The organism is Qipengyuania sp. (assembly GCF_965277845.1).
Classification (GTDB): domain Bacteria; phylum Pseudomonadota; class Alphaproteobacteria; order Sphingomonadales; family Sphingomonadaceae; genus Qipengyuania.
In genome coordinates this window covers 2,782,076-2,801,977 of record NZ_OZ255844.1, presented here as the reverse complement: position 1 = coordinate 2,801,977, position 19,902 = coordinate 2,782,076, and the positions used below count along the sequence as shown (strand labels likewise).

The window sequence follows — 19,902 nt, the reverse complement described above, 5'->3', positions numbered from 1 at the left end:
CGGCCTTTTTCGGACCGATTGCCGCTCGGGCCCGTTGTTCGTCTGATACCCTCGCGATGCGCGGGGGGTGGATAGACAATGACGGAGAACACATGACTAAGCTCAAGACGACCGCTCTTGCTTCCGCTCTGACTCTCGCGATTGCCGCTTGCGGCGAGGCCGAAGAACCCGTGGTCGACAATGACCTTGCCGATGAGCAGGTGATCGACACTGCCGAATACGACCCGATGACGCGGGATTACCTGCTGTCCGACGACGCGGCAGAGCGTCGCGCCGAATTCAGCGAACCCGATTTCCGTAGCGAATATCGCACCTATCGCGACGAGATCGTAAGCGAGCAGGTGCGGTTGGTAAACGAAGCCGGCGATGACGCGGACATGTCGGAAATCGATCGCGAAGAGGCAGAGGCCGCTGCGCAACCGCGCGAGGCCAACACCAACATGCGCGCTCGCGAGAACATGACCTGGGGTTATCTCGACCGGAACGACGACGACCAGCTCTCGGTTGCCGAATATGCGATCTGGGCGATTCCGCTCAATCCGCAAAACGAGGCGCTCAACGACCAGGGCCAACCCGAGCTTAAGGCCGAGACGATCAACAAGGCCGCCGACAGTTTCTTCTATTATGACCTCGACGGCGATACCTATCTCGACCGCCGCGAGTTTACGGCTGCCCGCCGGGGCGAGAATTTCGACCTCTGATCGGATTGGCACCAGACCCTATCGGGCGACGGACCATTCTCCGTCGCCCTTTTCATTTGCGTGTGCGCCACTAAGGCTGCGCACCAATGGACAATTTGACACACAGCCTCGTCGGGGCGCTGATCGGACAGGCGGGGCTCAAGCGGAAGACCGGGCTTGCCATGCCCGCGCTGATTATCGGCGCGAACCTTCCCGATGTCGACGCCGCCTGCCTTTTCTGGTTGGAGGGGGTCGAGCATCTCGGCTTCCGCCGCGGGATCACACATGGGCCGATCGCCTGGGTGCTGCTTCCGCTGGTGCTGGCGGCGCTGCTCTACGGCTTCGACCGCTGGCAGGCGAAGCGCGGCACGCGGCCAGCTGGACGGCTGCCGGTGGACCTCAAGTGGCTCTACCTGCTGAGCTTCATCGCCTGCCTGACCCACCCGGCGCTCGACTGGCTCAACGTCTACGGCATTCGCCTGCTCGAACCGTTCTCAAGCCAATGGTTCTACGGCGACACGCTGTTCATCATCGACGTCTGGCTGTGGGCGCTGCTGGGCTTCACAACCTGGTTCTCGCTGCGGCGCGAGAAGCGGGGCGGGGAGTGGCTGCGACCGGCGCGTGCGGCGATAGCGGTGGCGCTGGTGTACATTGGGGTGAATGGGGTGATTTCGGCTAGCCACGGATGGCATTCCGCAAGCCCACTACCTGGTGCAACGACTTCCATTAGTAGTCCACTTCCTGTGGCTTCGGTTTGGCGTGAAGAAATCACAGGGTCGAAGAACGACTGGTACTACCTGCATGATTCCGCAGACGTGTGGGTACCATTTCTGGAGAGAGAAAAACGCTGTGCTTGGCCCTCCGCAAGTGAGTTGCACAATGTTGGCTCGCAGGCCGAAGCCTTCCTCTTCTGGTCCCGCGCACCCTTCGCCGAGCGTGCGCCCGATGGTTCGGTCGTTCTCCGCGATGCACGCTTTTACGATCCGCGCGCGCGGGATCGGTTCAGCGTCGCGCTGCCCAATGTGGAATGTGAGGAACTATCGGCGCAGTAGGCAGGTTCGGCATGAAAGCCCCCTCTTCTTCAGAGGAGGGGGTTGGGGGTGGTGGCGGCGCGCGAGCGCCGCGCGTGCCGCTCTCACCACCCCACTGCGACTAGGGTTTGCTGCGCAAAGCCAAGTCTCGTTGCCCCTCCTCTGAAGAAGAGGGGATGAGGAGCGTCATGACTTCACCCCAAATCCTCTGGCTGCGGCGCGATCTGCGCATGGCCGACCAGCCCGCGCTTCATGCCGCGGCCCAGGCCGGTCCCGTCATTCCGGTCTATGTGCTCGACGATGCGCGCGCGGGCGATCATGCCTATGGCGGGGCTTCGCGGGTGTGGCTGCATCATTCGCTCGACAGCCTCGGCAAGTCACTGGGCAGCCGCCGCTCGCAGATCGTGCTGCGCAAGGGCGATGCCCCGCAGATTCTCGCATCCATCGCCGACGAGGTAGGGGCCTCCTGCATCCACGCCATGCGGCATTACGAGCCGTGGTGGAAGGAGGCCGAGGACGAGCTGCGCGATGCACTTTCGAGTTTGGGGGGCGAGGACCGCAAGCTGTGCCTCTACGACGGCAATTACCTGCTCCCCCCGGGCAGCGTGACGACTGGATCGGGCGATCCCTATAAGATTTACACGCCGTTTTCGAAGGCGATGCTCGAGGTCATGCCCCCGCGCGATCCGCTGCCCGAACCCGGGACGATCCATTCGCCCGATAGATGGCCGGAGAGCGACGAGCTGGAAGATTGGGGCCTGCTCCCGACAAAACCCGATTGGGCAGGCGGCATCAGCGACTTCTGGGAATTCGGCGAGGCGGCGGCGCATGAGCGGCTGGATTGGTGGACCGGCCAGGTCGCCGAATACGACGAGGGCCGCAACCTGCCCTCGGACGACATCACCTCGCGCCTGTCGCCGCATCTGCACTGGGGCGAGATCAGCCCCGCGCAGGTCTGGCACAAGCTCAAGGACAAGCGCTCCGACGGGTGGAAGGCCTATGCCAAGGAAGTGATCTGGCGCGATTATGCGCAGAACGTGATCGACCAGTTTCCCGACTATCCGCGCGAGAGCTACCGCGACTATGACGAACGCAGGCTGTGGCGGAACCCCAATGCGGGGCACCTGATCCGCGAAGACCTCGAATGCTGGCAGCGTGGCATGACCGGCTACCCCATCGTCGATGCTGGGATGCGCCAGCTGTGGCAGACCGGCTGGATGCACAATCGCGTGCGGATGATCTGCGCGAGCTTCCTCGTGAAACATCTTCTGATCGACTGGCGCTTCGGCGAGCAATGGTACTGGGATTGTCTCGTCGATGCGGATTATGGCAATAACGGCGTCAACTGGCAGTGGATTTCGGGCACCGGCGTCGACAGCAATATGTTCAGCCGCATCATGGCCCCTCTCACGCAGAGCGAGAAGTTCGACGCGACAGGATACATCCGCGAATACATTCCCGAGCTTGCCGAACTGGACGACGGTGAAATCCACGATCCGCCCGACGAGAAGCGTGGCGACTATCCGGCCAAGATAATCGGCCACAAGGAAGCGCGCGAACGGGCGCTGGAGGCATACAGGGCCAGCAAACCGTAGCGGACTTGTCGCACCTTTCCCGGCGCGCCATAGGCAGCGGGATGGAGATGCGGACAAGCCAGCGCGGACGCGACCTTCTGGACGGAGCGAGAAGCTTCGCCCGCAGGCCGGGGCTGCTCGCGCGCCTGTTCGCACCCGGCTTCGGCAAGATCCTCGACCGGATCGACGAAGCGCTCGTTGCGGGTGCGATCCATGCGACTCTGCCCGATGGCAGCCGCCGGACCCTGGGGGGCCGCGCCCCGGGTTTCGTCTGCCAGGTCGAGCTGCGCAGCTGGAATGCGCTTGTGCGGCTCGCCACCAATGGGTCGATCGGCTGGTACCAAGCGTGGGAGGCGGGCGAGTGGGCCAGTCCCGACCCGGTGCCGCTGTTCGCGCTGTTCATGGCCAATGGCAGCGAACTCGGCAACACCGGCCGCGCCCATGGCCCGTTCCGCTGGGCCGCGCGGTTTGCGCATTGGCTCAACCGCAACACGCATGCGGGTGCGCAGAAGAATATCAGCGCGCATTACGATCTGGGCAATGATTTCTATGCCGCCTGGCTCGATCCGACGATGAGCTACTCCTCCGCCCTCGCTGTCGCCGAAGACGGTCTGGAGGCGGCGCAGCGGGGCAAGTGGGATGCGCTGGCACTGCGGCTCGGGAATCCCGCCAGCGTGCTCGAAATCGGTTGCGGTTGGGGCGGTCTGGCAGGGTTCCTGTCCTCGCGAGGCAGCGCGGTCACCGCGATCAGCCTTTCCGACGCGCAACTCGCCTGGGCGCGCGAATGCCATCCCGGGGTCGAATTCCGCAAGCAGGATTATCGAGACACGGCGGGGCGGTATGACGCCGTCGTCAGCGTCGAGATGGTCGAGGCGCTGGGGCGCGAATACTGGCCCGCCTTCATGGACTGCATCGCGCGCAACCTGAGACCGGGCGGGCGCGCCGCGATTCAGTATATTTCCATGCGCGACGACCTGTTCGAAGCCTATGCGAGAAGCGCGGATTTCATCCAGGCCTATATCTTCCCCGGCGGACTGCTGATCCGCACCAGCGAGTTTCGCCGTCTGGCCGAAGAGCGCGGGCTAATCTGGCAGGACCAGCGCGATTTCGGCCTCGACTATGCCGAGACGCTGAAGAGCTGGCGCGAGAATTTCGACGCGGCGGAGCGTGAAGGGCGCCTGCCGCAGGGTTTCGACAGGCGTTTCTGCGACTTGTGGCGCTATTATCTGATGTATTGCGAAGGCGGGTTCCGCGGGGGCGGGATCGACGTCCACCAGGTCACGCTGGTGAAACAGGGCGAGAGTGAATGAAGGGGTTTTGGATTTCGACTGCGGCGCTGGCGCTGGCAGGGTGTGCGACCGCTTACGATGCCGCGCCTGTTCCCGAGGTTGCGGCGGCGCCGCCTGCGGTCACGCAATCCATGCCCGAACAAATAGCGAGCATGGACCCGAGCGATTCGATCTTGTTCTGGGCCGATGAACGCCGCTCGGCTGCGTTTCGCGACATGGAGGGGCTGTTTCCCGGCCTCGAAGTGGCGCCCGCCAACCGGGTACGCCTATTGCCGCGCGCAGCCGGCGCACTGCCGGCGGATGTGCAGGCCGATATCCGCGCCTATATGGCGCAAACACAGGCAGCGGGCGTGATGGCGCTCAAGGACGGCGAAGTGGTGTTCGAGGAGTACGGGCTCGGATTCGGCGCCAATGACCGCTGGACCAGCTTCTCGGTCGCCAAGAGCTTCACTTCGACCCTGCTCGGCGCGGCGATAGCCGACGGGGCGATCGACAGCGTCGATACACCGGTGATCGAGATCATCCCCGCGCTCGCCGGGACGGCCTATGACGGGGTCAGTGTCGGCCAGATCGCCAGCATGACGTCGGGCGTCGCCTGGAACGAGGACTATACCGACCCGAACAGCGATGTCGCCCGAATGCTCGCCATCGCGCCGGTGGCGGGCGAATCGCAGGCGGTGACCTATGCCCGCACTCTGGAACGCGAGGCACCCGCGGGCGAGAAATGGGTCTACAAGACGCTCGAAACCAATCTGCTCGGCCTGATAGTTGAACAGGCGACCGGTCAGTCGCTGGCGGCCTATGCAGCGCAGAAGATCGTCGAGCCCGCGGGTTTCGAAGGCGGCATGTTCTGGATGCAGGACCTCACCGGCGGCAATATCGGCGGCTGCTGCCTATCGCTGCGCCTGGCCGATTATGCCCGCATGGGCCAGTTCGCGCTCGAAGGGGGCGAAGGCATTGTCCCTGCGGGCTGGTTTGCCACCGCCGGTTCGCCGCTGGTCGATTTCGGCGAGCGAGCCCCCGGTTTCGGCTATGGCTACCAGTGGTGGACCTATCCCCGCGATACCTATGGCGCGCAGGGCATTTTCGGCCAGGCAATCACTATCGTCCCGGAAGAGGAGCTGGTCGTCGCGATCGTCAGCAACTGGCCGACCGCGACCAGCAGCGATCATCGCGCCGGGTTCCGCACGCTGGTCGGGAAAATCGCCGAGGTGCTCGACGACTGAGCGGGCGGGGCTGCGGCCCCGTCAGTAGGAGCGGTAGGCGCCTTCGCCGCTGTAGCGGGCGAGGATGCTGTCGTGCACGATCGGGCTCAGCAGCTCGCTGAAGGCGCAGCCGACCATGCAGTTCTCCCACCATACGACCTGCGCCTGGAGCGACTCGAGCCCGGGCAGGGTCAGCCAGCACAGCTGACCTTCGTGCATCCGGTTGAGTGCTGCGGCGGAAAAACCCGAGATGGAAAGGTCGTGGACCACCGTTTGGAATGCGCGTCCGCCGCTGGCCCGCAGCTGTCCGGGAATGGTCAGCTTGGTCCGCGGGGCGCAGCGATCTTCCTGCGCTGCGAGTTTGTAGCGATCCTTCGATTGATGGATCATGACAGGCGGCCTTCCTCGATCGATGCGACTCAAAGCACCCCGCGACCGGTCGAGCCGCGATCGCTCGAGGTGATTTGAACACTCTGCCGGGATCAGGGTTGAAAAGCGCTGAACGCGCGTGGTTAACCTAGCCTTCGACGCGCTCGCGGTGGAAGCCCTCGAAATCGTTAACCAGAAGCTCGACAAGGCGATCGGCGACCGCCTCCGGCTCCTTTACTGTCGTCGGGTCTTCACCGGGATAGGCCTTGGCACGCATGGCAGTGCGGGTTGCCCCGGGATCGATCAGCGCGACGCGGACCTTGGAGACCTTTTCGACCTCTTGCGCATAGCTTTGCAGCAGGTTGTCGAAAGCTGCCTTGGTGGCGCCATAAGCCGACCAATAGGCGCGCGGTGTCGCGCCGACGCTGCTGGTCAGGCCGATAACGCGGCCCGCATCGGCACGCTTCAGCAGCGGATCGAAATTGGCCAACAGCGCCTGCGTGGCAAGGAAATTGACCGTCAACGCCTGGCTCAACTGCTTGCCGTCGATCTGCGTGACTGGGGTCAGGGCAGGCAGGTATGCCCCAGAAACCACCAGAAAATCGAGCTTGTCCCAACGCCCGCCGATGGCCGATGCGAGGCGCGCGATGCCATCGCTTTCAGCCAGGTCGACCGGCGCGATGGTCGATGCGCCGCCGGCGTCGTGAATGGCATCCTCGACCGTTTCGAGTGCACGCACGTCGCGCCCCGTCAGCACCACATGCGCGCCAGCCGCGGCCAGCGCCCGCGCGGTAGCGGCACCGATCCCCTTGCTCGCCCCGGTCACGAAAGCGAGGCGATTGTCGAGCGGTTTCGTCATCAGGCAACCTGTTCGGAAGGAAATGCGAGTTTGTGTTGCTTGTCTTCGCGCCGCGTCATGTCCGTCAGCGAGGTTGGATAATCCCCGGTGAAACAGGCGTCGCAGAATTGCGGGCAGCCGGAATTGCGCGGCTTTTCGCCAACTGCGCGATACAATCCGTCGATCGAGACGAAAGCGAGGCTGTCGGCCCTGATGAATTCGCGCATCGGTTCCACATCCATGCGCGCAGCGAGCAGCTTGGACCGCTCTGGCGTGTCGACGCCGTAGAAACAGCTATGCGCGGTAGGCGGGCTTGCCACCCGGAAATGAACTTCGGTAGCCCCGGCATCGCGCATCATCTCGACGATTTGCATGCTCGTGGTGCCGCGCACGATCGAATCGTCGATCAGCACGATCCGCTTACCTTCGACCAGGGCGCGATTGGCATTGTGCTTGCGCTTGACGCCTGCGTGGCGCGCGCCGTCCGATGGCTGGATGAAGGTGCGCCCGACATAGTGCGAGCGGATGATGCCGAGCTCGAAGGGAATGCCCGATTCCTGCGCATAGCCGATCGCCGCGGGTACACCGCTGTCCGGCACCGGAATGACGAGATCGGCTTCGACCGGCTTTTCGCGGGCCAGCTCGGCGCCGATGGCCTTGCGTGCCTCGTAGATGTTGCGCCCGTCGAATACCGAATCCGGACGGCTGAAATAGACGTGTTCGAAGATACAGGGACGCGGCGCATGGTCGCCAAAAGGATGAAGCGAATCGACATTGCCGTCGAAATCGACCTTGATGACTTCGCCCGGTTCGACCTGGCGGACGAACTGCGCCCCGACCACGTCGAAGGCCACGGTTTCCGACGCGAAGACGGTAGCATCGCCGATCCGGCCCATCTGCAAGGGCCGTATGCCCAGCGGATCGCGGCAGGCGATCATGCCCTCGGGCGTCATCACGATCAGCGCATAGGCCCCTTCGAGCAGGCGCAGCGCGTCGATCAGCCGGTCCATGATCGTGGGATAGCGGCTGGTCGCGACGAGGTGGATGATGACCTCGGTATCGCTGGTCGACTGGAAGATCGACCCGCGTCGGACGAGATCGTCGCGCAGCATACCCGCATTCGAGATATTGCCATTGTGGGCGACGGCGAATCCGCCGCTGGCCAGGTCGGCATAGAGCGGCTGGACATTGCGCAGGCCCGCACCGCCGGTGGTCGAGTAACGAACATGGCCCGCAGCCATCATTCCAGGCAGTTCGGCGATAGCCTCTTGCGAGGAGAAATTCTCCGCCACATGGCCGAGGCCGCGGCGGGTGTAGAATTCCGTACCGTCGAAGCTGGTGATGCCGGCGGCTTCCTGCCCGCGGTGCTGCAGCGCGTGAAGGCCGAGCGCGGTCGCGGCTGCCGCATCGGTCGCATTGACAGCGCCGAACACGCCGCACTCCTCGCGCAGCTTGTCGCCATCCTCGTCGAGAAACGGGTGGGTGAGGTTCATCGAATGGCCTGTCCGCGGCGACTGATCGGGATGGGCGCCCCAATGGCGATGTTACGCGCGGATTACAAGGGTAGAGCGACGGATGCCCCCGACTGGATGACACGATTTCATTGCACGGCAAGCTTCGGCTGCCTAAACGCCCTCGCAACGCACCGCCAGACACAAGGGCCGTATTGATCCTCTCTCCCTTCGAATGGACCATCGCCAAACGCTACTTGCTCCCGGGCAAGGGCGAGGCATTCATTGCGCTGGTCGCGAGCATTTCGATCGGCGTGGTCATGCTCTCGGTCGCGATGCTGGTCGTGGTGATGAGCGTGATGAACGGCTTTCGCGCGGAATTGCTCGACAAGATCGTCGGCCTCAACGGCCATGCGATCGTCCAGGCCTATGGCGGCCGGCTCGACGATTGGGAAAATGTCCTCGCACGGGTCGAGGAAACGCCGGGGGTGGTCAGCGCCTCGCCGCTGATTGAGCAGCCGCTGCTGACGAGCTTCAACGGCCGGGTCGAGGCGATCCTGGTGCGCGGGAATACGCCGCAAGACCTCCAGGACCTCTCGACCAAGGCGATCAGCGGCAATTTCGATGCGCTGCAGCCGGGCGCGAGCAAGGTCGCGATCGGCGTCCGCCTTGCCGAGAATATCGGCGCGCGGGTGGGCGACACGATCACCATCATCAACCCGCAGGGCCGCTCGACGCCGTTCGGCACGGTTCCCCGGCAGGTCGGCTACGAAGTCGCCGCGATCTTCGAGGTCGGCGTCTACGATTACGACGGGGCCTTCGTGGTCATGCCGATGCAGGATGCGCAGACGCTTCTGCTGATCGGGGATACGGTAGGCATGATCGAGGTCACGGTGGAAGATGCCGACGAGGTCGGCGAAATCCTCGATCCGGTGCAACGCGCGGTCCAGGGCAGGGCTGTCGTGTCCGACTGGAAAACCATCAATTCGACGCTGTTCGAGGCGCTTCAGGTCGAACGCGTTGCCATGGCTTTCGCGCTGAGTTTCATGGTCTTGGTGGCAGCTTTCAATATTCTTTCGAGCCTAGTCATGCTGGTGCGCGCCAAGACGCGCGATATCGCGATCATGCGCACCATGGGGGCGACCCGCGCAAGCCTGATGAAGATTTTCGTCACCACCGGCTTCACCGTCGGGGCCATCGGGACCGTGGCCGGCCTGGTGCTGGGCTTCCTGATCCTCGGCTTCCGCCAGCAGATCGTGACCGGCATCGGCTATCTGACGGGGGTCGAATTGTGGGACCCGCAGGTGCGCTTTCTCACCATGCTGCCGTCCAAGACCGATCCGGTCGAAGTGGCGCTGATCGTTCTGCTCGCGCTCGTGCTGAGTTTCCTCGCGACGCTGTATCCGGCGTGGAAGGCGGCGAGCACCGATCCGGTCCAGGTGCTGCGCTATGAGTGACACGGGCATCGAACCGGTGGTCGAGCTCAAGGGCCTCACCCGCAGCTTCGAGCAGGGCGGCGTGCGCATCGACGTGCTGCGCGGCGTCGATCTCGCGATCAAGCCGGGCGAAATCGTCGCGCTGCTGGGCCCATCGGGCTCGGGCAAATCCACCCTGCTGCAGGCGGTCGGCCTGCTCGAAGGCGGCTTTGGCGGCGAGATCGTGATCGCGGGCCATTCTGCAGAGAAGTCGGATTCGCGCGCCCGCACCGTGCTGCGGCGCGAGCATCTGGGCTTCGTTTACCAGTTCCACCATCTGCTGCCCGATTTCGACGCGCGCGAGAATGTGATCCTGCCGCAACTCGTCGCCGGCAGGCTACGCGCCGAGGCCGAGGCGCGCGCCGAACAGCTGCTCGTCGCGCTGGGCCTCGAACACCGGCTCGACCATAGGCCGAGCCAGCTTTCGGGCGGCGAGCAGCAGCGCGTGGCCGTGGCGCGCGGGCTCGCCAACAAGCCCGATCTCGTGCTGGCCGACGAACCCACCGGCAATCTCGACGAGGCGACGTCCGACAGGGTGCTCGCGGAGTTCCTCGCGCTGGTACGCGGGGAGGGCAGCGCGGCGCTGATCGCGACGCATAACGAGCGACTGGCCCGGAAAATGGACCGCGTGGTGCGGCTGCACGAAGGCCATCTCGAATAGCGGACCCGGATGCGCTCTCGCCCGTTGGTTGGTCGAAGGAGATTTGCATGACCGATCATCCGAGTACCTACCGAGGCGAAAACACGCACCAGGAGGGCATAGAGTGGGACGACCGTGCCAGCCTGCATCGAAAGGACGACGGCGATGGTGTGCTCGATTCCGCCAAGGGGCTGCGCTCCGGCACGTTCGCCGATCTCATCCGGCACATGATGCTGATGCCGGAGCATGAGCGTGCCGATTACTACATCGAAAAGGCCGGTGACCGAGAGTATCACGCCTACGAGGTGGCAAGCCTATCGCAGCGCGACGACTTCCCCCGCTCGTAGGATGGGGTCGTTTTTTCGTCGATAGCGGGTCGCCCGATCCGCTCTACCGACGCAAGGTGGCGGCATCAGGGGAGAACCGACCATGCTGACCGCCGCCTTCGCGCTTGCCGTTGCGCAGGCCACCGCGCCTGCCGCTGCGCCCGCGCCGCCACCAGCCTGTGAAGGCGTGAACCAAGAAGCCTTCGATTTCTGGGTCGGCGAATGGGACGTGTTTCCCAATGGCGGGGACCAGCAGGTTGCGAACAGCCGGATCGAAAAGGTCAGTGCGGGCTGCGCGATCCGTGAGACCTGGATGCCATTTCAAGGGCGTGGCGGCTCAAGTCTGACCACCTACGATCCGCAAACCGGCGGCTGGCATCAGCTATGGGTCGGCGGTTCGCCCGGCCGCGTCTTCTTCGATGGCGGTGCGGTCGATGGCGGCATGGTGCTGACCGGCTATTGGGGCAGGAATGCGCAGGGTGACCGGATGCTCGTGCGGATGACCTATACTCTTGAAGAGGATGGCAGCGTGCGACAATACGGGCAGGCAAGCGCGGATCACGGCCGGACGTGGTCCGACGCTTTCGATTATATCTACCGCCGCAAGGAATAGCGCGCCCATGACGACCATCGCCGATTTCACCGTCGACACCAACACGGGCGACCAGCTCGACCTGTCGGAAAAGCTCGGCAAGGTGCTGCTGGTGGTGAACACCGCAAGCAAGTGCGGTTTCACCCCGCAGTATGACGGACTGGAAGAGCTGTTTCAGGATTACAAGGACAAGGGCTTCGAGGTCCTCGCCTTCCCTTGCAACCAGTTCGGCAATCAGGAACCGGGCGATGCGGACGAGATCGCCGAATTCTGCAAGGTCAATTTCGGCCTCACATTTCCGCTGATGGCCAAGGTCGACGTCAATGGCGACGATGCCAGCCCGCTGTTCGACTGGATGAAGGCGGAAAAGCCGGGCCTGATGGGCTCGCGCGCGATCAAGTGGAACTTCACCAAATTCCTCATCGACCGCGAGGGCAATGTGGTGAAGCGCTACGGCCCCGCCGATGCACCCAAGACCATCGCCAGGGATATCGAAAAGCTCCTCTAATACCAGATTGCCCGGTGTCGCCCCTGCGCAGGCAGGGGCCCAGATAAGCTGTCGTTTCGCACTGCGGCAACGGTATCTGGATCCCTGCCTTCGCAGGGATGACGGAACGGAGGAAAGCCTCGGCTCGGCGGGTTGGCGAATCCGTTGGTCGGCCGCATATTACCAATCATGTCCTTCAAGCCCTTCGTCCCCTTCCGCATCCTGTCGGCCTATACGATGCTGGAGGGCGCGATCGATCCGAAGGCGATGGCCAAGCTGGCGAAGGAGCGCGGCTTTCCGGCGATCGCGATTGCCGACCGCAACGGCCTTTATGGCGCGGTGATGTTCGCAAGTGCGTGTAAGGCAGAAGGCATTCAGCCGATCATCGGGACCCTGCTTGGCGTGGCGCGCGACAAGGAAGGCAAGCAGGTCGACTACCTGCCGCTATATGCCCAGGACGAGGCGGGTTACGACAATCTCTGCCATCTCGTCTCAAAAGCGCATCTCGAGCGCCCGCTGGAATACGAGCCGCATGTCGCCATGGTGGATTTCGACGGCCATACCGACGGACTGATCGCCTTCACCGGGGCGAGCGAAGGGGCGCTGACCAAGCTGCTCGCCGAGGGTCAGCAGAGCCATGCCGAGGCGCTGCTCGACCGCCTGCAGGGCCTTTTCGCGGACCGACTCTATGTCGAACTGGCGCGCCGCGGAAACGATGTGGAGGAGCGCGCCGAAGCCGCGCTGGTCGAGCTGGCCTATGCGCGCGACCTGCCACTAGTGGCGACAAATCCGGCCAATTTTGCCGAGCCGCATATGCATAAGGCGCACGACGCCATGCTGTGCATCGCCGGCTCGACACATATCGATGCGGAGGAGCGTGCTCGGTCCAATCCCGAAAGCTACGTCAAGACCTACCACATGATGGAGGAGGCCTTCGACGACCTGCCCGAAGCAGTGGAGAACACGCTGGTGGTCGCACAACGCTGCGCTTACGCACCGCCCTATCGCGATCCCATTCTGCCAAGCCTCGCGGGCGATCTGAAAGGCGAGGCGCGCATGCTCGAGGAAGACGCGCGCAAGGGCCTCGAAGCGCGGCTCGAACCCTATGGCGAGATGAGCGACGAAGATCGCAAGGCCTATTTCGACCGGCTGAAATTCGAAGTCGACATCATCAACCAGATGGGCTTCCCCGGCTACTTCCTGATCGTTGCCGACTTTATCAAATGGGCCAAGGATCATGACATCCCTGTCGGCCCGGGCCGTGGTTCGGGTGCGGGCAGCCTGGTCGCCTGGGCGCTGACCATCACCGATCTCGACCCGATCCAGCTCGGCCTGCTGTTCGAACGCTTCCTCAACCCCGAACGCGTCTCGATGCCCGACTTCGATATCGACTTCTGCGAAACCCGGCGCGGCGAGGTGATCCGCTACGTCCAGCAGAAATACGGCCACGACCACGTCGCGCAGATCATCACCTTCGGAAAGCTGAAAGCGCGCGCGGTGCTGCGCGATACGGGCCGCATCCTGCAGATGAGCTACGGCCATGTCGATCGCCTCTGCAAGATGGTGCCCAACCATCCGACCGACCCGTGGACGCTGCCGCGGGCGCTCAACGGCGCGGCCGATTTCAAGCGCGAGTACGACAACGACAACGAGGTCAAGCGCCTCGTCGACCTCGCGATGCAGCTCGAAGGCTTCCCGCGCAACAGCTCGACCCACGCGGCGGGCGTCGTGATCGGCGATCGCCCGCTGGCGAAACTGGTCCCGCTATACCGCGATCCGCGTTCGGACATGCCGGTCACGCAATACGACATGAAGAATGTCGAGAGCAGCGGCCTCGTCAAATTCGACTTTCTCGGGCTGAAGACGCTGTCGGTGCTCAAGAAGGCGGTCGACCTCCTCAAGCGGCGCGAGATCGATATTGACCTGTCGCAACTGCCGCTCGACGATCCCAAGGTCTACGAGCTGATGAAGGCGGGTAACACGGTCGGCGTGTTCCAGCTCGAATCGGAAGGCATGCGGCGCACGCTGACGGCGGTGAAGCCGACCAATTTCGGCGACATCATCGCGCTCGTCTCGCTCTATCGCCCGGGGCCGATGGACAACATCCCGCTGTTCGGCAAGCGCAAGGCGGGCGAGGTCGAAATCGAGTATCCGCACGCCAAGCTCGAAGGCATCCTCGCCGAGACCTACGGCATTTTCGTCTATCAGGAACAGGTCATGCAGGCCGCGCAGATCCTCGCCGGATATTCACTCGGCGACGCCGACCTGCTGCGCCGCGCGATGGGCAAGAAGGTCCAGGCGGAAATGGATATCCAGCGGACCCGCTTCGTCGAGGGCTGCAAGGAAGTCAGCGGGATCGAGAAGGCAGAAGCCAACGCGCTGTTCGACTTGATCGACAAGTTCGCAGGTTACGGTTTCAACAAGTCGCACGCCGCGGCCTATGCGCTGCTCGCCTACCAGACCGCGTGGCTCAAGGCGCATTATCCGGAAGAATTCTATGCCGCTTCGATGTGCTTCGACATGCACCAGTCGGAAAAGCTGGCGATCTTCGTCGACGATGCCCGGCGCGGCGGGATCACGGTGCTGCCGCCTGCGCTGAACTACTCCGAGGCCGAATATACGGTCGAGCAGACCGACGACGGCTATGCGGTGCGCTATGCGCTGGCAGGCATCCGCAATGTCGGTGAACGCGCGATGGAAGCGATCGTCGAGGAGCGAGAAGCGGCGGGCAAGTTCGAAAGCCTGAAGGACTTGTTCGAGCGTCTGCCCAAAGGCTCGATGAACTCGCGGCAATTGGAAGCGCTGATCAGCGCGGGCGCATTGGATGAATTCGAGCCCAATCGCGCCAAGCTGATGGCGAATACCGACATGCTGCTGGCAGTCGCCGATGCGGCCGAGCGCGAGCGGTCGAGTGGACAGGCGGGGCTGTTCGGCGGAGAGGACGCCGCGGTCGAGGATACACTCCGCCTGAAAGATGCCGAAGACTGGTCGCTGAGCGAAGCGCGCAGCCGCGAGAAGGAGAGCATGGGGTTCTCCTTCAAGGAACACGCAACAGCCGCCTATCGCGAGATCGCCAGCGCGCAGGGCGCCCGTTCGCACGCCTCGCTGATGGCGGGCGGTGTGCCGGGCGGCGGGCGCATGGGCGCGGTGATGGCGGTGCAGGTCGAAGGCGCGAGCAAGGGCACGACCAAGCGCGGCAAACCCTTCATCCGCGCCGATTTTTCCGACGCTTCGGGCCAGTTCAGTGCCGCCTGTTTCGAAGAGGGTCTGGTCGACAGGTTCCTCGAATGGGCCGAAAACCAGACCTGCGTGAAGCTCGATGTCGAACTCGACAGCCCGAGCCCCGACGAACCGCCGCGGATCACCGTGCGTGGTGCGGTGCCGCTGGAGGCGGTGAAGGGCTCCATGGCCATGCTGCTCACGCTCGAGGTCGACAGCGTCGATGCGCTGACCCAGCTCGCGCTCGAGCTCGGCGAGGATGGGGTAGGGGGCGACGAGGCCATTGCCACGCTGCTTACCGGCGATGCGACCCCGCCTGTGATGCGGTTGGGGCGAAGCTTTTCTATCGACGGCGACCTCGCCGAACGCTTGGCAAGCGTGCCCGGCCTTGCCAAGGTGCAGCTGACCGCGCGACGGGGGAAGGCAAACTTGCGCCTCGTCGCCTGAGAGCACAGTCATTGCGAGCCGCAGGCGAAGCAATCCATCTCCCGCCGTCGCACCCATTTGCGACGTTTGAAGCTGGATTGCCGCGTCGCCTTCGGCTCCTCGCAATGACCAAAATGGAGAGGAGAGAGTATGTCGCTTGGCGCGATGCAGGACTGGACCATGCGCATTGGGCATGTGATCGACCACGCTGCCCGGGAAGCCCCCGACCGTGAAATCGTCACCCGCTGGGCCGATGGGAGCGAAACCCGCACCGACTGGGCGGGCATCCATCGCGATGCTCGTAAGATGAGCCAGGCGCTGCTCGCGCTTGGCCTCAAGAAGGGCGACAAGGTCGCCAGCCTCGCGATGAACCATGCGCGTCACCTCGTCAGCTGGTTCGGCGTGGCGGGGATGGGCGGCGTGCTGCACACCTGCAACCCGCGCCTTTTCGAGGACCAGCTCGAATACATCGTCAACCACGCCGAAGACAAAGTCATGCTCTACGATGCGGCGTTCCAGCCGATCATCGACAAGATGCGCGACAAGTGGCCGGGCGTGGAACATTACATCTGCTTCGATTCGGGCGAGCACACGACAAGCTTCGAAGAATGGATCGGCGGGCATGACGGCGACTACCAATGGGCCGAGGTCGACGAACGCGACCCGTGCATGATCTGCTATACCAGCGGCACCACGGGTAATCCGAAGGGCGTCCAGTACGAGCACCGCTCGACCATGCTGCACGCGATCGCCGGGTTGCAGCCCGCCGCGTTCAACTTCAGCGCGTCGAGCGTGATGCTCCCCGTCGTGCCGATGTTCCACGCGGCGAGCTGGGGCCTGCCCTATGCAGGCGCGATGGCCGGCATCAAATTCGTGTTCAGCGCGGTCAACGATCCCGCCGTGCTCGACGAGCTGATGAAAACCGAAGGCGTCACCGATTCCGCCGGTGTACCGACCGTGTGGCTGGCGCATTTCCAGTATTGCGATGCCAACGGTCTCGATCTGCCCAAGCTCAAGGCGGCGACGATCGGCGGCAGCGCCGCGCCGCGCTTCATGATCGAGCGGCTGATGAAGAACGGCACCCGCGTCCAGCACGCCTGGGGCATGACCGAGACGAGCCCGATAGGCACCGTCGGCGGACCCACCGGCGACTGGGACCAGCTCACCTTCGACCAGAGGGTCGAAAAGACCATGAAACAGGGGCGCCCGATTTTCGGCGTCGAACTGCGCACGGTCGATCTCGACGATCCGACCAAGGTGTTGCCGCGCGATGGCAAGACATCGGGCGCGCTGCACATTCGCGGACCATGGGTGGTGAAGCGCTATTTCAAGGCCGAGGAAGATGCGATCGACGCCGATGGCTGGTTCAACACCGGGGACGTGGCGATCCTTCACCCCGACGGCACCATGCAGATCACCGACCGGACCAAGGACGTGATAAAGTCGGGCGGCGAATGGATCAGCTCGGTCGAGCTGGAAAATGCCGCCGTCGGCCATCCCGCTGTCGCCGAGGCCGCGGCGATCGGCATGCCGCACCCCAAATGGGACGAGCGCCCCGTGCTCTTCGTGGTCCGCAAGGAAGGGCAGGACGTCGGCGCCGAGGATCTCACCAGCTTCCTTGCCGACAAGGTCGCCAAGTGGTGGTTGCCCGATGCGGTCGAATTCGTCGACGACATCCCGCACACAGCCACCGGCAAGATCAGCAAGAAGGACCTGCGCGAGCGGTTCAGCGACTATACGCTCGGCTGAGCCGCACCTTTCCGTGCAATTCGAAGAACCAGGGACTCCCACGACATGAAACGCCGTCCGCTTTCCATGCTGCTCGCCCCGCTCGCACTGCTCGCCTGTACGCAGGCCGCCGCTGCCACGGTGATCGACGTGACCAAGACGCCGTGGTGCGGGTGCTGCAGCGAATGGGTCGAGCGGATGGAAGCCGCCGGCTTCAACGTGACTGTACGCGATGTCGAGGATCTCAATCCGGTTGCGCGGGCTGCCGGAGTGCCCGACACTTTGCGCTCCTGCCATACGGCCAGGGTGGAGGGCTACACGATCGAGGGACACGTCCCTGCCGCCGACATCCGGCGGCTGCTCGCCAGCCGACCTGATGCGGACGGCCTCAGCGTTCCCGGCATGGTCGCGGGGTCGCCGGGGATGGAGGTTCCTGGACGGTCGGACCCCTATATGGTCGTGCTGATCGGTCGCGACGGCAAGCACCGCGTATGGGCGCGCTACGAAGGCGATGCCCCCGCGCACCGTCACTGAACGACAAAGGGGGAGACCCGATGAGCGAAACCTATATCGATCCGAGCCCGGCCAATTTCCAGGCTTTCAAGGACCTGCCGCGCGACGAGCCGATCCACATGCTCAACCTGCTGCTCTACCGCGACCTCGCGGAATATCCGGAAGGTCACGAGCATCACGGCAACGGCTGGAGCGGACGCCGCGCCTATGAGGAATACGGCAAAACCAGCGGCCCGATCTTCCGCCGCGTGGGCGGCGAGATCGTCTGGCGCGGGGCGTTCCAGACGATGGTGACCGGGCCCGACGACAAGCGCTGGCACGATGGCTTCGTGGCGCAATACCCCAATGCGGGCGCCTTCTTCGAGATGATCAAGGATCCGGACTACCAGCAGGCGGTCGTCAACCGCACCGCAGCGCTGGCGGACAGCAGGCTGATGCGGTTTGCGCAGGGCGAGGCGGGCGAGGGGTTTTAGCCTCCCCGGAACGGGGAGGGGGACCACGTAGTGGTGGAGGGGCACCCTCAGCACTTCAAAAGGTCGGCTGCGCGCGTGCTACAGATTTCGGTGAGCCGCGTAATCACGGCCTCGACATCAGTAAGCACGGCCCTCGCAGGAATTCGAGTTGTTGCGATGCCCTGCGATCGCAGGAAAGCCGACCGGTTCCTGTCGCGCGCAATCGTCTCGACGCTGTCATGCGCCCAGCCATCGACCTCGACGGCCAATCGCAGCCGTGCGCAATAGAAGTCGAGAACGTAAAGGCCCGCAGGGTGCTGGCGTCGAAACTTGAAACCGCCGGGGCGCGCGCGGAGATGCTGCCACAAGAGGCGCTCGGGCATGCTCATGTCGCTGCGTAGTTGGCGTGCTCGCTTGATCGTTTCTCTCGGCCCATTGATCATGGCATGTACCCCTCCACCGCCTTCGGCGGTCCCCCTCCCCGGAACGGGGAGGCATTCATAGCAACCGCAACTGCCCGCCCACCGCTGGCGGCCTGAACTGCGTGCAATCGAGCTCGAACTTCGCCTTGCCGAGCCCCGCACGCTTGCAGGCCACCCGAAAGCGGGCGCGGAAGAGGTCGGCCCAGACACCGCTCGGCTTCATGCGGGTGTGGAAGTCGGGATCGTTGTCGCGGCCGCCGCGGATCGAGCGGACGATGCTCATCACCTTGTCGCCGCGTTCGGGGAAATGGACCGAGAGCCATTCGCGGAACAGTGGGGCGACCTCATGCGGCAGGCGCAGCGGGATCCAGCCGACGCTGCCGACGCCGATGGCGGCAACGCGCTGGACGATCTCCTCCATGAACTCGTCGGTGATCGCGGGGATGATCGGTGAGGCCGAGCAATGCGTGGGGACATCCGCTTCGACCAGTTTCTGCAAGGCCCGCAGCCGCTTGGCGGGAGCAGCTGCGCGCGGTTCGAGCTTTCCCGACAGTTTCGGATCGAGCGTGGTCACCGATATTGCGACCGCCACCAATCGGCGCTCGGCGAGCTGCTCCAGAAGATCCAGATCGGCCAGCAAGCGGTCCGACTTGGTGGTGATCGTCACAGGATGGCGAGCGTCGAGGCACACTTCGAGCACCTTCCGCGTGATCCGATACCGCGCCTCGATCGGCTGGTAGGGATCCGTATTGGTCCCCATCGAAATCGGCTTGGGGCGATATTTCGGCTTGGCCAGCGTTGCCCGCAAGAGCTCCGCCGCGTTGGGCTTGGCGAAGAGCCTGGTCTCGAAATCCAGCCCGGGCGACAGGTCGTGATAGGCATGCGTGGGCCGCGCGAAGCAGTAAACGCAGCCGTGCTCGCACCCGCGATAGGCGTTGACCGACCGGTCGAAGGGCACGTCGGGCGACTGGTTGAAGCTGAGGATCGTCTTCGGATGCTCCTCGGTCACCTGCGTGCGCAGTTTCACCGGCGGGCCCCCTTCGAGATTGGCCAGCTGCTCTACATAGTCGCGCCAGTCGCCGTCCTCCTCGCGCGTGGCGAGGCCGAAGCGCGTGGGCACCTCGGCACCCTGCGCGCCGCGACCGGCGATGGCGGGGGCGAGTCGGCGTTCCATGTATGAGAACA

Annotated in this window: 19 protein-coding genes; 14 read left to right on the top strand and 5 right to left on the bottom strand. The window is 64.1% G+C overall.

Features of this window, described 5'->3' with window-relative positions; translation table 11 throughout:
- Positions 1–92: 92 nt before the first annotated feature.
- The 5 genes from ACQY4G_RS13695 (at position 93) to ACQY4G_RS13675 (ending at position 5,800) form a co-directional block, all read left to right on the top strand.
- Complete coding sequence (locus ACQY4G_RS13695) at positions 93–701, top strand: hypothetical protein (protein WP_421991654.1); 609 nt, start codon at positions 93–95, stop codon at positions 699–701.
- Positions 702–787: 86 nt separating this feature from the next.
- Entirely contained in the window at positions 788–1,732 is a 945-nt protein-coding gene (locus ACQY4G_RS13690; protein ID WP_421991652.1) for a metal-dependent hydrolase, read from the top strand.
- A gap of 167 nt (positions 1,733–1,899) precedes the next feature.
- Complete coding sequence (locus ACQY4G_RS13685) at positions 1,900–3,306, top strand: cryptochrome/photolyase family protein (protein WP_421991650.1); 1,407 nt, start codon at positions 1,900–1,902, stop codon at positions 3,304–3,306.
- A gap of 41 nt (positions 3,307–3,347) precedes the next feature.
- The gene (locus ACQY4G_RS13680) at positions 3,348–4,595 is read left to right on the top strand and encodes a class I SAM-dependent methyltransferase (RefSeq protein ID WP_421991648.1); all 1,248 of its coding nucleotides are present in this window, start codon (positions 3,348–3,350) and stop codon (positions 4,593–4,595) included.
- The gene (locus ACQY4G_RS13675; protein WP_421991646.1) at positions 4,592–5,800 is read left to right on the top strand and encodes a serine hydrolase domain-containing protein; all 1,209 of its coding nucleotides are present in this window, start codon (positions 4,592–4,594) and stop codon (positions 5,798–5,800) included. The genes ACQY4G_RS13680 and ACQY4G_RS13675 overlap by 4 nt, the downstream gene beginning before the upstream one ends.
- Positions 5,801–5,821: 21 nt before the next feature.
- Here ACQY4G_RS13675 and ACQY4G_RS13670 read toward each other — a convergent pair whose 3' ends face one another.
- The 3 genes from ACQY4G_RS13670 to purF all read right to left on the bottom strand — a co-directional run bounded on the left by ACQY4G_RS13670 (position 5,822) and on the right by purF (position 8,479).
- Positions 5,822–6,169, bottom strand: coding sequence for a PilZ domain-containing protein (locus ACQY4G_RS13670; RefSeq protein WP_067689498.1), 348 nt, complete (start codon positions 6,167–6,169; stop codon positions 5,822–5,824).
- Between the two features lie 127 nt (positions 6,170–6,296).
- A complete protein-coding gene (locus ACQY4G_RS13665) occupies positions 6,297–7,007 on the bottom strand; it encodes an SDR family NAD(P)-dependent oxidoreductase (protein ID WP_421991644.1) in 711 nt (236 codons plus the stop codon).
- A complete protein-coding gene (purF, locus tag ACQY4G_RS13660) occupies positions 7,007–8,479 on the bottom strand; it encodes an amidophosphoribosyltransferase (RefSeq protein ID WP_291173095.1) in 1,473 nt (490 codons plus the stop codon). The genes ACQY4G_RS13665 and purF overlap by 1 nt, the downstream gene beginning before the upstream one ends.
- A 173-nt stretch (positions 8,480–8,652) precedes the next feature.
- Here purF and ACQY4G_RS13655 point away from each other — a divergent pair, with 173 nt between their 5' ends.
- From ACQY4G_RS13655 to ACQY4G_RS13615, 9 genes are all read left to right on the top strand, one after another.
- Complete coding sequence (locus ACQY4G_RS13655) at positions 8,653–9,894, top strand: lipoprotein-releasing ABC transporter permease subunit (protein WP_067690356.1); 1,242 nt, start codon at positions 8,653–8,655, stop codon at positions 9,892–9,894.
- Entirely contained in the window at positions 9,887–10,573 is a 687-nt protein-coding gene (locus tag ACQY4G_RS13650; protein ID WP_421991642.1) for an ABC transporter ATP-binding protein, read from the top strand. The genes ACQY4G_RS13655 and ACQY4G_RS13650 overlap by 8 nt, the downstream gene beginning before the upstream one ends.
- A gap of 47 nt (positions 10,574–10,620) precedes the next feature.
- The gene (locus ACQY4G_RS13645; RefSeq protein ID WP_421991640.1) at positions 10,621–10,899 is read left to right on the top strand and encodes a hypothetical protein; all 279 of its coding nucleotides are present in this window, start codon (positions 10,621–10,623) and stop codon (positions 10,897–10,899) included.
- Positions 10,900–10,981: 82 nt separating this feature from the next.
- Entirely contained in the window at positions 10,982–11,491 is a 510-nt protein-coding gene (locus ACQY4G_RS13640; protein ID WP_421991638.1) for a hypothetical protein, read from the top strand.
- A gap of 7 nt (positions 11,492–11,498) precedes the next feature.
- Positions 11,499–11,978 carry a glutathione peroxidase gene (locus ACQY4G_RS13635; protein ID WP_421991636.1) on the top strand — a complete coding sequence of 160 codons (480 nt, stop codon included), beginning with the start codon at positions 11,499–11,501 and terminating at the stop codon, positions 11,976–11,978.
- Positions 11,979–12,146: 168 nt separating this feature from the next.
- Positions 12,147–15,623: a DNA polymerase III subunit alpha gene (dnaE, locus tag ACQY4G_RS13630; RefSeq protein WP_421991634.1), complete on the top strand. Its 3,477-nt coding sequence runs from the start codon at positions 12,147–12,149 to the stop codon at positions 15,621–15,623.
- 129 nt (positions 15,624–15,752) lie between these two features.
- A complete protein-coding gene (locus tag ACQY4G_RS13625) occupies positions 15,753–17,351 on the top strand; it encodes a long-chain fatty acid--CoA ligase (RefSeq protein WP_421991632.1) in 1,599 nt (532 codons plus the stop codon).
- 45 nt (positions 17,352–17,396) lie between these two features.
- A complete protein-coding gene (locus ACQY4G_RS13620) occupies positions 17,397–17,864 on the top strand; it encodes a DUF411 domain-containing protein (protein ID WP_421991630.1) in 468 nt (155 codons plus the stop codon).
- 20 nt (positions 17,865–17,884) lie between these two features.
- Positions 17,885–18,316, top strand: coding sequence for a DUF1330 domain-containing protein (locus ACQY4G_RS13615; RefSeq protein WP_421991628.1), 432 nt, complete (start codon positions 17,885–17,887; stop codon positions 18,314–18,316).
- A 47-nt stretch (positions 18,317–18,363) separates the two neighbouring features.
- Here ACQY4G_RS13615 and ACQY4G_RS13610 read toward each other — a convergent pair whose 3' ends face one another.
- Together ACQY4G_RS13610 and ACQY4G_RS13605 are read right to left on the bottom strand one after the other, a co-directional pair.
- A complete protein-coding gene (locus tag ACQY4G_RS13610) occupies positions 18,364–18,678 on the bottom strand; it encodes an endonuclease domain-containing protein (protein ID WP_421991626.1) in 315 nt (104 codons plus the stop codon).
- 115 nt (positions 18,679–18,793) lie between these two features.
- Complete coding sequence (locus tag ACQY4G_RS13605; RefSeq protein ID WP_421991624.1) at positions 18,794–19,891, bottom strand: PA0069 family radical SAM protein; 1,098 nt, start codon at positions 19,889–19,891, stop codon at positions 18,794–18,796.
- Between the last annotated feature and the right edge of the window lie 11 nt (positions 19,892–19,902).

What these genes read in the sequence shown, in the direction of transcription:
- ACQY4G_RS13695 (WP_421991654.1), top strand. Translation starts at nt 93, where the DNA reads ATGACTAAGCTCAAGACGACCGCTCTTGCTTCCGCTCTGACTCTCGCG.
- ACQY4G_RS13690 (WP_421991652.1), top strand. Translation starts at nt 788, where the DNA reads ATGGACAATTTGACACACAGCCTCGTCGGGGCGCTGATCGGACAGGCG.
- ACQY4G_RS13685 (WP_421991650.1), top strand. Translation starts at nt 1,900, where the DNA reads ATGACTTCACCCCAAATCCTCTGGCTGCGGCGCGATCTGCGCATGGCC.
- ACQY4G_RS13680 (WP_421991648.1), top strand. Translation starts at nt 3,348, where the DNA reads ATGGAGATGCGGACAAGCCAGCGCGGACGCGACCTTCTGGACGGAGCG.
- ACQY4G_RS13675 (WP_421991646.1), top strand. Translation starts at nt 4,592, where the DNA reads ATGAAGGGGTTTTGGATTTCGACTGCGGCGCTGGCGCTGGCAGGGTGT.
- ACQY4G_RS13670 (WP_067689498.1), bottom strand. Translation starts at nt 6,169, where the DNA reads ATGATCCATCAATCGAAGGATCGCTACAAACTCGCAGCGCAGGAAGAT.
- ACQY4G_RS13665 (WP_421991644.1), bottom strand. Translation starts at nt 7,007, where the DNA reads ATGACGAAACCGCTCGACAATCGCCTCGCTTTCGTGACCGGGGCGAGC.
- purF (WP_291173095.1), bottom strand. Translation starts at nt 8,479, where the DNA reads ATGAACCTCACCCACCCGTTTCTCGACGAGGATGGCGACAAGCTGCGC.
- ACQY4G_RS13650 (WP_421991642.1), top strand. Translation starts at nt 9,887, where the DNA reads ATGAGTGACACGGGCATCGAACCGGTGGTCGAGCTCAAGGGCCTCACC.
- ACQY4G_RS13645 (WP_421991640.1), top strand. Translation starts at nt 10,621, where the DNA reads ATGACCGATCATCCGAGTACCTACCGAGGCGAAAACACGCACCAGGAG.
- ACQY4G_RS13640 (WP_421991638.1), top strand. Translation starts at nt 10,982, where the DNA reads ATGCTGACCGCCGCCTTCGCGCTTGCCGTTGCGCAGGCCACCGCGCCT.
- ACQY4G_RS13635 (WP_421991636.1), top strand. Translation starts at nt 11,499, where the DNA reads ATGACGACCATCGCCGATTTCACCGTCGACACCAACACGGGCGACCAG.
- dnaE (WP_421991634.1), top strand. Translation starts at nt 12,147, where the DNA reads ATGTCCTTCAAGCCCTTCGTCCCCTTCCGCATCCTGTCGGCCTATACG.
- ACQY4G_RS13625 (WP_421991632.1), top strand. Translation starts at nt 15,753, where the DNA reads ATGTCGCTTGGCGCGATGCAGGACTGGACCATGCGCATTGGGCATGTG.
- ACQY4G_RS13620 (WP_421991630.1), top strand. Translation starts at nt 17,397, where the DNA reads ATGAAACGCCGTCCGCTTTCCATGCTGCTCGCCCCGCTCGCACTGCTC.
- ACQY4G_RS13615 (WP_421991628.1), top strand. Translation starts at nt 17,885, where the DNA reads ATGAGCGAAACCTATATCGATCCGAGCCCGGCCAATTTCCAGGCTTTC.
- ACQY4G_RS13610 (WP_421991626.1), bottom strand. Translation starts at nt 18,678, where the DNA reads ATGCCCGAGCGCCTCTTGTGGCAGCATCTCCGCGCGCGCCCCGGCGGT.
- ACQY4G_RS13605 (WP_421991624.1), bottom strand. Translation starts at nt 19,891, where the DNA reads ATGGAACGCCGACTCGCCCCCGCCATCGCCGGTCGCGGCGCGCAGGGT.